At 58.4% G+C, this 15,290-nt stretch carries 13 protein-coding genes; 3 read left to right on the top strand and 10 right to left on the bottom strand.

Annotated elements, in window-relative coordinates; genetic code table 11:
- Positions 1-236: 236 nt before the first annotated feature.
- Complete coding sequence (locus CH74_RS15145) at positions 237-3,446, bottom strand: FAD-binding and (Fe-S)-binding domain-containing protein (protein ID WP_048308366.1); 3,210 nt, start codon at positions 3,444-3,446, stop codon at positions 237-239.
- Between the two features lie 172 nt (positions 3,447-3,618).
- Here CH74_RS15145 and crcB point away from each other — a divergent pair, with 172 nt between their 5' ends.
- Both crcB and serS read left to right on the top strand, forming a co-directional pair.
- Entirely contained in the window at positions 3,619-3,996 is a 378-nt protein-coding gene (gene crcB, locus CH74_RS15150) for a fluoride efflux transporter CrcB (protein WP_048308367.1), read from the top strand.
- A gap of 26 nt (positions 3,997-4,022) precedes the next feature.
- Positions 4,023-5,300: a serine--tRNA ligase gene (gene serS / locus CH74_RS15155; RefSeq protein ID WP_048308368.1), complete on the top strand. Its 1,278-nt coding sequence runs from the start codon at positions 4,023-4,025 to the stop codon at positions 5,298-5,300.
- Here serS and CH74_RS15160 read toward each other — a convergent pair.
- The 9 genes from CH74_RS15160 to CH74_RS15200 form a co-directional block, all read right to left on the bottom strand.
- Positions 5,290-6,078 carry an SIMPL domain-containing protein gene (locus CH74_RS15160; protein ID WP_053070793.1) on the bottom strand — a complete coding sequence of 263 codons (789 nt, stop codon included), beginning with the start codon at positions 6,076-6,078 and terminating at the stop codon, positions 5,290-5,292. The genes serS and CH74_RS15160 overlap by 11 nt on opposite strands.
- A gap of 87 nt (positions 6,079-6,165) precedes the next feature.
- A complete protein-coding gene (cobO, locus tag CH74_RS15165) occupies positions 6,166-6,765 on the bottom strand; it encodes a cob(I)yrinic acid a,c-diamide adenosyltransferase (protein WP_048308370.1) in 600 nt (199 codons plus the stop codon).
- An 84-nt stretch (positions 6,766-6,849) separates the two neighbouring features.
- A complete protein-coding gene (locus tag CH74_RS15170) occupies positions 6,850-7,158 on the bottom strand; it encodes a helix-turn-helix domain-containing protein (protein ID WP_048308382.1) in 309 nt (102 codons plus the stop codon).
- A gap of 74 nt (positions 7,159-7,232) precedes the next feature.
- Positions 7,233-8,306 (bottom strand): PA0069 family radical SAM protein, encoded by a 1,074-nt coding sequence (locus CH74_RS15175; RefSeq protein WP_048308371.1) that lies wholly within the window; start codon positions 8,304-8,306, stop codon positions 7,233-7,235.
- Between the two features lie 83 nt (positions 8,307-8,389).
- Positions 8,390-10,003, bottom strand: a complete 1,614-nt coding sequence (locus tag CH74_RS15180) for a glucan biosynthesis protein (protein ID WP_048308372.1) — start codon at positions 10,001-10,003, stop codon at positions 8,390-8,392.
- Between the two features lie 160 nt (positions 10,004-10,163).
- The gene (locus tag CH74_RS15185; protein WP_048308373.1) at positions 10,164-10,541 is read right to left on the bottom strand and encodes a hypothetical protein; all 378 of its coding nucleotides are present in this window, start codon (positions 10,539-10,541) and stop codon (positions 10,164-10,166) included.
- 154 nt (positions 10,542-10,695) lie between these two features.
- On the bottom strand, positions 10,696-12,066 hold the full coding sequence (locus tag CH74_RS15190; protein ID WP_048308374.1) for a sulfite oxidase: 1,371 nt from the start codon (positions 12,064-12,066) through the stop codon (positions 10,696-10,698).
- A 285-nt stretch (positions 12,067-12,351) separates the two neighbouring features.
- A complete protein-coding gene (locus tag CH74_RS15195) occupies positions 12,352-13,599 on the bottom strand; it encodes a NupC/NupG family nucleoside CNT transporter (RefSeq protein ID WP_048308375.1) in 1,248 nt (415 codons plus the stop codon).
- Between the two features lie 55 nt (positions 13,600-13,654).
- Positions 13,655-14,431 (bottom strand): glycerophosphodiester phosphodiesterase family protein, encoded by a 777-nt coding sequence (locus CH74_RS15200; protein ID WP_156181548.1) that lies wholly within the window; start codon positions 14,429-14,431, stop codon positions 13,655-13,657.
- A gap of 272 nt (positions 14,432-14,703) precedes the next feature.
- Between CH74_RS15200 and CH74_RS15205 the strand changes: the two genes are divergently transcribed.
- Complete coding sequence (locus CH74_RS15205) at positions 14,704-15,276, top strand: hypothetical protein (protein ID WP_048308376.1); 573 nt, start codon at positions 14,704-14,706, stop codon at positions 15,274-15,276.
- The last annotated feature ends 14 nt before the right edge of the window (positions 15,277-15,290 follow it).

The following is a 15,290-nucleotide window of genomic DNA, read 5'->3' on the forward strand; positions in this document are numbered from 1 at the left end:
GCGTCCGGGTCGAGCAGGTGGCCCACGGGTCCCACCAGAATGCCCACAAGCAAGAGCAACAAGATGGCAGGCAGACGGATACGCCAGGCGGTCCACTGGCACAGCAATGCCAGCAGGCCGATGCCTGTCAGCGCAATGGCAGGAGTTTGCATGTTCGACTCGCGACAAGTGGGCTCTTTACTCAAAGAACCGTAAGAAAAAGGAAAGGCCAATTCAGGGCTTTCGTACATGATGCATCAAGATCGCTTGATGGTCTTCAACAGACCCTGCAAGGGATGATCGAGCTGTATCTTGGAAAAGCGTCTTGCCTGACTGCGGCAGGAGTAACCCGTGGCCAGCAGCCGATCGGCATTATCCTCGTTTTCGACCTGGCGCTGCCAGGATTGCCCATAGATGATTTTCGACGTTTCCAGATTGCGGGTTTCATGACCGTAGGTACCGGACATGCCGCAGCAGCCGCTGGCAAGCAGTTCTAGCTTCAATCCAAACGCCGCGAATACCTGCTGCCAAGCCTTGGGCGAGCCCGGCGCATTGGTCTTCTCGGTGCAGTGGGAAAGCAGCTTGTACTCTGGATCCTCCAGCTTGAGGTTGCTCAGCACTAGACGCTGACCCAGGGAGATCAACCACTCCTGCAGCAGCAGAACGTCTGGCGCGGCCTGAGGCCCCAGCGCCTTGGCGTACTCCTGACGATAGGTCAGGGTCATGGCCGGATCGATCCCCACCAGGGGAACACCGAAGGCCGCCAAGGCCTTGAGCCGCCGAGCCTGCTTTTCAGCGGTACGCTCAAAGGCGCCCAGGAACCCCTGTACGTTGAGGGGTTTGCCGTTGGGTGAAAAGGGCGCAACGAACACCCGGATGTCCAGTCGTGACAGCAGTTCGACGATATCCATGACCAGCCGCGATTCGAAGTAGCTGGTGAAGGCGTCCTGCACGATGACGACGCTGCGCACCTTCTGCTGCTCCGTAAGCAGCCCGAGGCTCGTGGGCGTGGCTTCGGCGACGCCCCAGGCCGCAAGCTGCTTCTTTAAATTGGCTCGGGAAATTCGAGGGCTGTCCACCATGCCGATGTGGCGCGTCAATAAACGATCCACCAGCCGATGTTGCAGCGCTGCATTGTAAAGCGGTGCAATCGTCGAGAGATAAGGCACCATGAACTCGAGCCCGCCGATCAGATAGTCCCGCAGCGGGCGCTGATAGCGTCCGTGATAGACCTCGAGAAACTGCGAGCGAAATTCCGGCACGTTGACCTTGATCGGGCACTGGCCGGCGCAAGACTTGCAGGCCAGACAGCCCGCCATGGCGTCGTGGACTTCATGGGAGAAGTCTTCCGCGCCGCGCCCTTTTCGGTAGGTATTCCACAGCCTCAGTGGCGTATCGCGCAGAAATCCCCAGATGCCTTCGGCTTTCTTCTTGCGGGATTCCTCGACCACGTCGACATTGGCGTTGCCCTGCAGACGCAACCACTCCCGCATCAGGCTGGCCCGCCCCTTGGGCGAGTGAACGCGTTCCCGGGTCGCCTTCCAGGACGGGCACATGGCATCAAACGGGTCATAGTTATAGCAGGCGCCGTTGCCGTTGCAATAGACCGCACTTGCGTGCGCCTGCCATACCCGTTCATCGATCTGGCGATCGAGTTGCCCTCGAGTGGTCACGCCATCGATGGCCAGTAGACCGGGGTCGATCATCCTGATCGGTTCCACATCATCAGCACCAACTGCCGAATGAGATGACGTGCTCACGGCGGTTTCGGGCCGGATAAAAGGAGTGGCGATCTTGCCCGGGTTCATCTGATTGTGCGGGTCGAAGGCGGCTTTGAGCCGCTGCAGGCTCGGATAGAGTTCGCCGAAGAACTTGGGGGTGTATTCCGAACGTATCCCCTTGCCGTGTTCGCCCCATAAGAGACCGTGATACTTCTGGGTTAGCTCGGCGACTTCGTCAGAGATCTCGCGGATCATAGCTTCCTGATCCGGGTCTTTCATATCCAGGGCGGGACGCACATGCAGCACACCGGCATCCACATGGCCGAACATGCCGTACTCGAGCCCCCGGGCATCCAGCAGCCCACGAAATTCGCCAATGTATTCTGCAAGGTGCTCTGGGGGAACCGCGGTGTCTTCCACAAAGGGAATGGGGCGCTTTTCCCCCTTGGCATTGCCCAGCAGGCCCACCGCGCGCTTGCGCATGGCATAGACTCGGCCGATCTGCTCGCGCCCTTGTGCCAGGGTGTAACCCAGACGCTCGACCTGAGTATCCGCAGTGAGATGTTCGGTGAAGGCGGACACCTTGGCCTCGAGTTCGCCCGGATCGTCGGCATTGAATTCGACCAGGTTGATGCCCCGGATTAATGGCGCCCGGGAGGCCTTGGTCGCAGTGACGGTATCGCTGGTGAAGTCGGTTTGCTCCGCCGTGGCCTGGGCCTCGGTGCTGGGAAAGAACTCCGCCACGCTATCCCAGACGAAGTCTTCCATGGCAAGCCCCAGCACCTTGTCGTCTACGGTTTCGATGGAGGTGGGGCGATTGGTTTCCCCCTTCATCAGCGCCTTGGCGTCTCGCAGGGCATCCATGAAGCTTGCATAGCGCACGTTGATCAGGGTGGAGTGCTTGGCCATGGGCAGCACGTTCAGCGTGGCCTCGTTGAGAAAGCCCAGTGAGCCCTCGGCGCCACATAGCACGCTGTTGAGATTGAAGCGGCCGTCCGGTTCACGCAAATGGGCGAGATCATAGCCGGTCAGGCAGCGGTTGAGCTTGGGAAAGATGGCCTCGATCTGCTCGCGCTGGGTGTCGATGATCTCTCGCGCCGTGCGGTGCACATCGCCGACGATATCGTCACGGGCGCAAAGCGCATCAAGCTCTGCTTCGTCCAGCGGGTGACTTTCCAGGCGCTGGCCATCCATCAGCACACTATTCAAGGCCAGCACATGATCGTGGGTCTTGCCGTATTCACAGCTGCCTTGACCGCTGGCATCCGTTGCGATCATGCCACCGATGGTAGCGCGATTGGAGGTGGAGAGTTCCGGAGCAAAGAAGAGCCCATGAGGCTTCAAGGCCGCATTCAACTGATCCTTGACCACCCCGGCCTGAACCCGCACCCGGCGGTTCTCCACGTCGATGTCGAGAATACGGTTCATGTGCCGGGAAACGTCCACCAGGATACCGTCGCTCAGGGATTGACCGTTGGTGCCGGTGCCGCCGCCCCGAGGCGCCAGGGCCACGTCGCGAAATTCTTCCTGTGCCGCCAGTTCGGCGATACGCTGCAGATCCTCGACATCGCGAGGATAGAGTACCGCCTGGGGCAGACGCTGATAGATGGAGTTGTCCGTGGCCAATACCGTGCGATTGGCGTAATCCGGTGCGATATCGCCAGCGAAGCCTCGCGTCTCGAGCGCTTCGAGGAAGGCTGCATAGCGTTCTTCTAACCGGGAAAGAGGTTCCAGTCTTGCGATCATGGTTTCTTGAAATAGGGTCTCGTGATATCAAGCAGGGCAGTGTTCGTCTACCTTACCCGAGAAGCCGGCGGAACGCATTGCGAGGTTGTGACGTCGGTATCGAGCGCCATGGCCCAGCGCGTCGCTTTTCCCTACAATGTAAGGCCGATTTTTCTAATGCCTGGAATTGACCATGACGACATGGCTGGCCGTGGCCATTGGCGGCGCCTTTGGCGCGCTTGGCCGCTATCTGATGAGCGGATGGCTCACCGCAATGCTGGGACGCGGGTTTCCCTGGGGCACCTTTGGGGTCAATCTGCTGGGCTGTTGTCTGATCGGTGCGCTTTATGTCTGGCTCACGGAGGAGCTCAAGCTTCCTCCCCTGTGGCAAGTGACCCTGGTGGCAGGCTTTACCGGGGCTTTTACCACCTTTTCCACCTTCTCTCTCGAAATCCTGACGCTACTTGAAGGCGGCCGTATGCCCACCGCCGTTCTCTATTTGGCTACCAGCTTGGTGCTGGGCGTCGCCGGCGTGTCGCTCGGTATGCGGGTCACACGCCTTTTCGTATAATTTCATTGTTCAACGGATAGAATTTCATGCTCGATCCCAAACTGCTTCGCAGCGACCTTGATAGCGTCGCAAAGCGCCTTGCTACACGCGGCTTTACCCTGGATGCCAATCGCTTCGAAACGTTGGAAACTCAGCGCCGGGAGCTGCAGACCGAGACCGAGCGGTTGCAGAACGAGCGCAATACACGCTCCAAGGCCATTGGCAAGGCCAAGGCATCCGGGGAGGATATCGAACCGTTGTTGGCGGAAGTCAGTGATCTGGGTGAGCGTCTGGACGCCGCCAAGATGCAGCTGGCCGAAAACAGCGCAGCGCTGGATGATTTTCTGACCGGTTTGCCCAATCTGCCTCACGAGAGCGTGCCCGAGGGCAAGGACGAGGATGATAACGTCGAGCTTCATCGCTGGGGCACCCCTCGGGAGTTTGATTTCGATGTCCGGGACCATGTCGACCTGGGCGCCAAGCTTGGCTATCTCGATTTCGAGATGGCAGCCAAGCTGACTGGTTCGCGCTTTGCAGTGATGCGCGGACCGATCGCTCGTCTGCATCGGGCACTCGGTCAGTTCATGCTCGACAAGCAGACCCTCGAGCACGGTTATGAAGAGTGCTACGTGCCCTACATGGTCAATCCTGATTCGCTGCGGGGCACTGGGCAGCTACCCAAGTTTGGTGAGGATCTGTTCAAGCTGGAAGGCGACAACGACTACTACCTGATTCCGACCGCCGAAGTGCCGCTAACCAACTTCGCCCGGGATCATATTTTTGACGCCAGGGAGTTGCCTCTGCGACTGACCGCCATGACCCCCTGTTTTCGCAGTGAAGCCGGCTCTCACGGCAAGGATACCCGGGGCATGATCCGCCAGCATCAGTTCGAGAAGGTGGAGATGGTGCAGCTGGTCTCGCCTGAATCCAGCTACGCAGCGCTCGAAGAGATGCGCGGCCATGCGGAGGCCATCCTGCAGGCGCTGGAGCTACCTTATCGGGTCATCACGCTGTGTACTGGCGATATGGGCGTCGGCGCCGCAAAGACCTACGATCTCGAAGTCTGGGTGCCGAGCCAGCAGACCTATCGGGAGATATCGTCGGTCTCCAACTGCGAGGATTTCCAGGCCCGACGCATGCAGGCGCGCTTTCGCGATCCGGAATACAAAAAGCCCCAGCTGCTGCATACCCTGAACGGCTCGGGGCTGGCAGTGGGGCGCTGTCTACTGGCGGTGCTGGAAAACTATCAAAATGAAGATGGCTCGATCACGGTGCCCCAAGCGCTGCGTGGCTACCTGGGCGGTGTCGAGCTGATCAATTCTTGATCTCCCAGGCAATGCTGACACCGGCGTCAATGGTGATCTCCCCGGAGCGATACTCTGGGGTAGCGTCGCCTTGCTTGGCCTCGGCGCTCATTGCCATCATGCGCGGCGCGAAGATCGGCGCATTGGTTTCCTGAATATTGAGCACCTGACCCAGTTCGACGCCCAGAGTGCTGGCCATCAGTTGAGCCTTATGACGCGCCTTCTCCAAAGCCTGGGTCAGCGCCTTGTCCGTGGCGGCGTCTCGATCCTTGAGATCGTAGGTGACCCCATCCAGCGCATCGACTCCTGCCTTGGTCAGTGCATCGAGGATTGCCGGCAGACGTTCGAGATCCTCGATGCGCAAGCTGACCGGGCGTTCGAGCTGGGTGCGCACCAGTGTCTGCGGCGGCTCGTCTTTCTTCACCTGACGATGCACGTAGTCCGGGCGTACTGACAGGGAGCCGGCGGTGATGGTGTTGGACTTGAGACCTTCCTGTTCCAAGGTGCGGATGAGTTCGCCGGTACGCTGTTCTAGACGTTTGCGAGCCTCCGCCAGTGCCTGGGGATCCGCCTGAGTGCTCACGGTTCGTGCAATAGTTGGCGTGCGCTCCCACAGGCGCGCATTCAACATCGCCATGTCCGGCTCAGCCTTGATTTCCGCTTGCGCTTGCACCTGTATGCGCTGGGTCTCGGGCATCGATGGCTGAGATTGAGCCTGAACGGTCGTCGCCCCACCCAGCAGACTTGCCACTATTAAAGCGCCAGCTATGGAATGGCGTGAAGAAGAAATGAGTTTCATGAGGCTTTCTCCCAAAAAATGCATGGTTACAAGCAGAGCCGTGCATGGTGGCTTCTGCTGGTCCTGGCATGAAAAACAAGAACGTTGCTAATAATCGATGCCGCGCCTTGCTTGCAGTCCGTTGTTAAAACCGTGACGTACTTCCTGCATCTCGGTCACCGTATCAGCTATGGCAATGAGTTCACGATGGGCATTGCGACCGGTGATGATCACGGTCTGTTCTTCAGGGCGGTTTTCGATGGCGCGCTTGACCGCATCGATATCCAGGTAACCGAACTTGAGCATATAGGTGATCTCATCGAGCACCACTAGATAGACGGAATCATCCGCTAGCATGCGCTCGGCCTCCTTCCAGACTTCAAGACAGGCCTTTGTATCGCTTTCCCGGTTCTGGGTGTCCCAGGTAAAGCCTGTGGCCATCACCTGAACCTCCAGATTGTCATCCGCGATCAGGCGTTCCCGCTCCCCACACTCCCACAGCCCCTTGATGAACTGGATCACCCCGACCTTGTAGCCGTAACCCAGGGCTCGGGTCACGGTGCCCCAGGCGGCGGTGGTCTTGCCCTTGCCGTTGCCGGTAAACACCAGCATCAGCCCGCGCTGCTCTTGGGCGTTGGCGACTTTCTCATCGACGTGGCTCTTGAGCTTTTGCATCGACTTTTTATGGCGAGTATCGCGATCGGTCATGAAATTGGTTACCTGAAGCTAGAAGAAACGTCGGTTTGTGCGGTAGTGGCAAAGAACGCTACATGGCGTGTTGACTAAAGACGCTCAAGGATAGCCCAACGCCGCTTTGATTCGGCCATGGTGCTTTGCTACCCAGCGTTTGTCGATGGCGCCCCAGTCTCGAATCACATAGCGCCCGATATTATGACGGGCACCGGCTTCCCGTTCGAATTCGCATAGGATGTCCAACTCGGCCAAGGCATTGATGGTGTCCTGGGCGGTGCGCCGGGGCATGCCGGTAGCGGCGATGATATCCGGCACGCTGGCAGTACCGCTATCGATTAGATAAGCCACGTAGAGCCGGCGATAGAAGCTGGACTGGGTCTTGCTGATGGGCGTCTTGCTGACAGACATGTAATAAAGCTCTCGAGATAGTGCTTGCAGTGATAAAAATGTCTCCATGCTAACCCACTCGATTCTTGAGCGGGTCAGAGAAAGAGGTCGCCTTGAACATGGGGCGCACGAAACCCGCTGCAGTCCAGCCCCATCTCTACGCGCCTTCCCAGGCCCAGCCGCTTGCTGGCCTTGCTGAAACGCTGGGCAAGAAGCTCGGCAAATACCCCTTGGCCCCGCATGCGCTGACCGAAACGCGAGTCGTTGGCCTGTCCACCTCGGCACTGGCGCATCAGGCTCATGACCTTGCTGGCGCGCTGCGGATAATAAGTAATCAACCACTCCTCAAACAGCGGCGCTACTTCCCGGGGCAAGCGCAGCAGCGTCCAGGCGGCGGTGCGAGCGCCTGCGTCGTGAGCTGCCTGTAGCAGGGTTTCCATTTCATGATCGTTCAACCCGGGGATCATCGGTGCCAGCAGGGCGCCGGTGGGAATTCCCGCTGCGCTAAGCTCATGCATTGTCTTCAGGCGTGCCTTGGGCGAGGCCGTGCGGGGTTCCAGGGTGCGCTTGAGTTCATCATCAAGGCTGGTGAGGCTGATGAACACCCGGACCAGATGTTTATCAGCCATCTCACTAAGGAGATCCAGATCTCGCAGAATCAGTGCGCTTTTGGTGACCAGGGTCACTGGATGACGACACGCCAGCAGCAGTTCGAGAATGGACCTGGTGGTACGGCGTTCGGCTTCCAATGGCTGATAGCAGTCTGTGTTACCGGAAAGGTTGATCGGTCGGCATTCATAGCCCGGTTTGCACAGCTCTTCACGTAAGCGTTCGACGAGACCAATGCGGGCGATCAAGCGGGTCTCGAAATCGATACCCGGCGATAGATCCCAATAGGCATGGCTGGGCCGCGCATAGCAATAAATACAGCCGTGTTCGCAGCCGCGATAGGGATTCAACGAACGATCGAAGCCGAGATCCGGTGACTGATTCCAGGACAGTGCGCTCTTGGCGGGTTCGTCTCGCACCGTGGTTGCCAAGCGCTCGGGCAGGGCTTCCTGCCACCAACCATCATCGATAGCCTCGCTGTGAGTAGGCGCAAATCGGTTATGAGGATCAAAGGTCGCGCCGCGGCCCTTGCGCCGCAAGGAGGGGTGTTGAATGGCCATGGAGTCGCCGCCGTATACTGTATTTAAATACAGTATACGGCGGTATCGTCTGGCTGCAACTCTAAAAACTGGGAAGGGAAGTGTTAAAGATGTCCGGGATTGTGCAACTCCCGCTCATCCTCCGGTGGCGGCGTCCATTGATACATCCAGGTCTCGGTCAAGGGTTTGTCGTTGCCCTTTACCGTGAGATAAAGGCTCAGATTGATATGATCGGTGCTCTCATCCGGCGGCACCACGTCGAACATCGCGCGATAACCTTGAATCGCGTGCAAAGGGCGCGCCGAGACAATTTCCACCCGGCCGGTGGAGTTCTTGATGGTTGGCACGACCTCGATGTCCTGGTCCGCATTGAAAGGGAAAGGGCCGCCTCTGAAATCGACCACGAAGCGCCAACTGAAGTAGTCGCGTTTTTGCCCGACCACGCCACCGAGTCCGGTACGGGTGGCTACACAGCGGGCCAGTTCCGTTTCCGCGGGCGGGCGCTCCCGCCAGTAGATGCGATAGCCATAGAGCAATTCGCGGCCAGGCTCGATTGCTTCTTTAGGGTTCCAGAAGGCAACGATGTTATCGAAGGTTTCATCCAGAGTCGGAATCTCGACCAGCTGGACAGATCCCGCTCCCCAGTCGGTCTTGGGCTCGATCCATGCGCTCGGGCGTTGATCGTAGAAAACACCGTCGTCCTGATAATGATCGAAGTCGCGATCCCGCTGAATCAAACCGAAACCCTTGGGATTTTCATCCTGATAGGCGTTGAAGCGCAGCCTAGGGGGATTAGCAATAGGGCGCCACAGCCACTTGCCATCCCCGGTGTGCATGGAAAGGCCGTCGGAGTCGTGAATTTCCGGGCGCCAATCCCAGCCTGCCTGCCGATCGTTTTCGCCCACCATGTACATGCTGGTCAGCGGCGCGATCCCCAGGCGCTCGATGGGCTTGCGCGGGTAGAGGGCGGCGTCCACATCCATGACTACGCCGTCGCCGGCGGTAATGCCGAAGCGATAGGCGCCGGTCACGCTGGGGGATTCCAGCAGGGCGTAGACAGTGACAAGATCGCTGTCGTCGTCAGGTCGCTCGAGCCAGAAGCGGGTGAAGCGCGGAAACTCCTCGGGCCTTGGCATGCCCGTGTCGATGGCCAAGCCCCGAGCGGACATGCCGTATTGCATCGACTTGCTGACCGCGCGGAAATAACTGGCGCCCAGGAAAGAGGCCACATCCCGCTTCCAGTCGCTTTCATGATGAAGGCGGAAACCGGCAAAGCCCAGATCCTTGGGCAGGGCGCCAGCGTCGATATCAGACTCGCCGTAGTCGAACATCGTCGGGTCATAGGCAATTTCCTTGGCCTGGCCATCGACGATTTCGTAAAGGCGCACCGGCTTCTTGAAATAGAGACCGAGGTGGAATAGCTGGGCGCGAACGTTCGATCGTTCCTCGTCGGCCCATAGAGCGTGGTCCGGTTTGAAGGTTATTGCCTGGTAGTCGTCCCAGCTCATGTCCTGCAGTTGTTTCGGCAAACCGCTTTCAAGTGGCGAGGCATCCTCTTGAGATAGATGCTTTGCCAATCCCTTGAGCCAGGCGTAATCGAAAGACTTCTTCGGGCCAATTGATTCGGTGGGCCCATTAATGGCGGCAAACACAGTCGAAACAGGTAGAAATCCACTGCTTATAACGCTTGCGGCTTTCAAGAAATCGCGTCGATTCATGCTGGTCATCCCTGGGCTTGTTACTTCTTGCATACGCTACGTTAGCCGCTGGTAAATCGCTATAGACCGATGATTCAACGCGAGTATGAAAAAAACCCCCTAGGAATGAATGGGCATTCAATCCTAGGGGGCAGTTCAAGCCAAGACCGCGATCGGGTATCTAGCCCGAGGTGTCACTGGTTTGCTTGTAGGGATTATCCGGCATCAGCTCCCGGGCCAGCGGTGGGCGCCGGGCGTCCTCCTTGGGCCCATAGTGCTTGGCCAGGTAGTCCAGGATGGTGTTTTCCATTTCCGGCTGAAACTGCCAGAGCCCTTGAGTCTTTTGCATCCAGCGAATGAGATATTCCCAACGGTGCCGTGAACCGCTGTTCTGGGTTACCAGCTTGGCGGAATGACAGGCGGTGCAGTTGGCATTGACTATTTGCCAGCCCTCGTCGATGACGAAGCCTGTGGCTGGATCGGTTTCCTGGGCATGGCTTGCCAGGGGCAAAAAGGCGGCTATCACCAGCGCGGCGCCAAAGGTCTTTTTTACGTTCATGAGCGTTTCCTCAGAGGGTGTTTACAAAACAGTCGAACGAAGGCAAGACCAGGCGAAATTGAACGAAAAAGCGCAGTTTACATGGGGTAAATGAGCATTTTGCGGACAATTTCAACGCAGTATTGCCGAGTGCAGGCATTTTGTAGATACCCTCTCAGGCGACCTGAACCGCAATGCGGTGACAGGCATTGTTGAGATACCCCTTGGGATTCCAGCCGGGCACCACCATGGGCTGGGCATTGCCTTCGCTATCAATGGCCTTGGCCCAGATTTCGTAATAGCCCGGTTCGGGAAAGTCCAACTTGGCAGTGAAACGCTGCCAGGCCAGCCGGTTGGGCGCGTCCTTGAGCTCGGCTTTTTGCCAGGTAACGCCGAAGTCCGTGGAAACCTGCACTTCCTTGACCGAGAGATCTCCCGCCCAAGCATGACCGCGTACCTCGAGAGGGCCTGAGTCCGAATGGGTGATGCCGGACTTGGGAAAGGTAATCAAAGATTTCACCGGCATGGAGTGAATGGTCACCATATCGTCAAGCGGAACATCCGTGCCTGGCGCTACCGGGTGCTTGGGCACGCTATAGGAGGGCGGGGCCATCTTGGTGCCGTCGTGCCTCTGGTTGCGAATGACGATCTTATTGAGCCATTTGCCGGATACCGAGCCTGGCCAGCCGCCACAGACCAGACGCAACGGGTAGCCGTTCTGGTAAGGGATGTCTTCATCATTCATCGCCCAGGCGATCAGGGACTCATCCTCCAGGGCTTTTTTCATGGGCACGCCGCGAGAGATGGGCTCTTTGCTCGGATCGCCGCTGAGATGGGTATCGGCACCGTAATAGCCGATATAGACCGCGTCATCCTTGATGCCGCAGGCTTTTAGCACATCCTTTACGCGCACCCCGGTATAGGTCGGGCAGGCCACGGCGCCGGTGGTCCATTGATTGCCGCTGGCAGAGGGGTTGAATTCCGCACGACCATTGCCGCCACATTCCACCGTCAATTGGTAGGTGTGGTGATCGAACTGCTTCTTGAGTTCAGCGATGGTGAAGCTCTTGGGGTTCTGACAGGACTCGCCGGCAATCTCCAGCGTCCAGCTGTCGACGTCGATACTCGATTGTTTCGGCGGCAGCCCGTTGTTGCGCACGAACATGTGCTTGGCAGGCGTCACGTCATCATCGAGCAGATGCGGCGGCGTTTCCGCGTTGATGGGGCGATCGTTGAGCACGGTCAGCCCTTCCTTGCCTTCGATGTTGAAAGGCTCATCGCTTTGCGCAAGCGCCGCCGGAATCAGACCCGCGGGCATCTTGTCGGCGAACGGAATGGAAGCGCCCACGGCAGCAGCCATGGCCAGCAAGCTGCTGCGTTTGATAAAGCCGCGTCGGCTGAGCGGGTCGGTTTCCCGGTCCCAGAGTTCCTTGTCCGCAGCTAACGGGTCTTCCGCATAGAGTTCGTGAATGCCCCGGGTCGTCTTGCCGTCAGGCTGTGTAGCCTGAGTCTTTGAGTCACGGGTCGTTGGAGGAGTCTTGCTCATTATTATATTCCTTGGCATCGGGTAATCGTTGTTATCGCCATCGCCGTAATTTCTGTAACTAAAACGCCTGTGACAAGAAACCACAGCGAGGGTCAACTCAAAGATTAGCAGCTACTCGCCAAGAAACGCAGAGGGGTGATGGTGCCAATCGCGCTGGACGGTTGGTGCCAGTTTGGAGCCCAGTGAAATGTTCAGTAGCGTAGGGTAACGCCGCTCTGCTGATAGCCTTCGCTTTTGCAGTCGCTGGATGTGAGCGCAAGTCAATTACCGCGGTAACCATGATCTTTATAATGATAAAAACAAACCCGCGAGAGCTGCACTCATCAGATTGGAGAGCGTACCCGCGGCCACTGCCTTGAGCCCCATGCGGGCAATATCACTGCGCCGATTGGGCGCCATGATGCCAAGCCCACCCATCAGAATGGCGATAGAAGACAGATTGGCAAAGCCGCACAGGGCAAAAACCACAATGGCCTGGGCGTGGGGGCTGAGCGCTTCCTGTTGTACGGCCAGATCGGCGAAGGCCACGAATTCATTGAGCACAATCTTCTGGCCGATGAAACTGCCCGCCTGTATGGCCTCTTCCCAAGGCACCCCGATCAGAAACGCCAGGGGCGAGAACAGATAGCCCAGTAGCAGCTCCAGCGTGACGTCGCCGTAGCCGATCAAGCCGCCCACCCAGCCCAGCATGGCGTTGGCCAGGGCGATCAAGGCGATGAACGCCAGCAGCATGCCGCCGATGTTGATCGCCAGCTGCACCCCGGAAGACGCGCCCACGGCGGCCGCCTCGATGACATTGGCGGGTTTGTCGGTTGCACTGTCTTCGATGACCTCTTCCACCGTCTGTTCGCGAGTCTCGGTTTCGGGAATGATCATCTTGGCCATCAGCAGACCCCCGGGTGCCGCCATGAAGGAGGCAGCAAGCAAATATTCCAGGGAGATACCCATGGCGGCGTAACCGCCGAGCACGCTGCCTGCCACGGAGGCCAAGCCGCCCACCATGACCGCGAACAGCTCCGAGCGGGTCATACTGGCAAGAAACGGGCGCACCACGATGGGCGCTTCGGTCTGGCCAACGAAGATGTTGGCCGCGGCAGACAGGGATTCGGTACGGCTGGTATGCAAGAGCCTGTGCAAAGCGCCACCCAGTAGCTTGATGATCCAGCGCATGATGCCCAGATAGTAGAGCACCGAAATCAGCGACGAAAAGAACACCACGATGGGCAGAACGCGCAGGGCGAAAACAAAACCGCCCCCATCGAACAGCTCGAACATCTTGTCGCTGACGAGCCCGCCGAAGAGAAAGTCCATGCCCGCCTGAGCGCTATCGATGACCGCCTGTACCCCCTCGGTCATAGCCAGCAGCATTGCCTGACCCCAGGGGATGTAAAGCACCAGAAGGCCCAGCCCCGCCTGAATGGCCAATGCTCCAAGCACGGTGCGTAGCTTGATGGCGCGACGATTCTCCGAGAGCACCAGTGCCAGAAGCATTACGCTAACGACGCCGACTAACCCCATTATTGTTTGCTGCATGCTTTGCCCGTTTTGTCCGGTAGATTTTATTGAGCGTTTCGCCGTCTGGCGGGTTTCAGAGCGATGACAATAAACGACCAGGATCGTCGCTGATAGCGCTATCCACACCCAGGGCGCGCAGTCGTTGAAATACTCGGGAATCGTTGACGGTGTAGCATAAAAGTTTGTAAGGGCTTGCGGCTATGGCCAGTGCCGTTCTGGCATTCAGGCGACGCCAATCGACGTGCAGGCTATAGGCGCTCAGACGTGCTGCCGCTTCCGCCCAATTTCGCGGTGGCTTCTTGTACAGAATGGCCAGATGCAGCTTTTCGGGATCGGGCTCTCGGGCTCGCAGGGTATCGAGTGCTGCATCGCTGAACGAAGAAAGGATCAATCGTTGGGCCGGCAATGTCTCCATTAGTTTGGGTAGCACCACATCGACCAGCTCACGAGCATTCCGGCCGGGATTGACCTTGAGCTCGAGATTGAGACTCAGGTTCAGTTCGTTTACAAGGGCAAGCATCTCATCCAGGGTCGCCATGCGCTCACCGGCAAAGGCGCTAGCGAACCAGTTGCCCACGTCGAGCTGCTTGGCCCGAACGATATCCAGATCGCGCAGCTTGCCCCGACCATTCGAGCAACGCCTGACACCGCTGTCGTGCCAGATGATCGGTGTACCGTCCCCCAGCAGCTGCACATCGAGCTCTATCCAGCGCGCCCCGGCAGCGTGGGCGGCCCGAACCGCGGACAGGGTGTTTTCCGGCGCCTTGGCGGAGAGCCCGCGATGAGCCATGGTCGTGGTCAGCACTGGAGTCGATTCGGTCTCGGCGAGCGGCACAGGGGCGTTACTCATGAAAGGTTCTCTCGGGATGATTGACGAGGTGGTGCATGCACCTTATAGCGCTTGGCTGTTTGGCTGCCTGCGCTAGGCTAGCGTAGTTCGATGACAAAAATCATTATCGCGGTGACAGCGTCAACCGATACGCTTTAGTGATAGATGAACTTGGTCCGACTCACGCAGGCGCAGTCTTGGTGCGCCATGGGAAAGCCTGATAATCTGCGGACTTTTGCTTGCCTCTACCGGTTCTGCCTGCAAGCAGAACGATAAATCTTGGAGCAATATCGATGAAAGTGGTGCACGTAAAGGATGAAACCCAGCGCGACGCCTGTCTCGCGCGTCTGTGCGCCGAAGTTTACGGTCATGAGGCGGGCATTGCGCCTTTGGCTACCTTCGCCGGCACCCTGAGTGTATTAGTCACCCAGGAAGCCGCCCGAGTGCTGGCGCTGATCGACAACGAATCACGACCGATTGCATTGGCGCTGCTGGTACTCGATGAGATGGGTGAAAGCATGGAAGTCGTGCTGCTCGCTGGTTTGACTAGCGATACCGTGGCTCAGCCCGCGGAGCGCCTGATTGGAGAGCTGGCGCTCAAGGCGCCGCTGCGAGTCAACGCCCAGGATGAGGCTCAGGAAAAGATGTTTCGCGCCTGCGGTATCAAGCGCTGGTTCGATGGTCCCAACGGCACGCGCATCGGCGTAAGCTCCAAGCATGCGGCCACCAAGCTGGATGATATTCCACGCACCATGCACTTCGATCAGCGGGCGGTGATCCAAGCCTTCAAACAGGACAAGTCCATCTTCGATGGCTACAAGCAGCGCTTCGTTCGCGGTCTCGAGGCTTTCCCGAAAGTGCTGTAAGCACAAGAGACTTC

Source organism: Halomonas sp. PR-M31 (assembly GCF_001039575.1).
Taxonomy (GTDB): domain Bacteria; phylum Pseudomonadota; class Gammaproteobacteria; order Pseudomonadales; family Halomonadaceae; genus Modicisalibacter.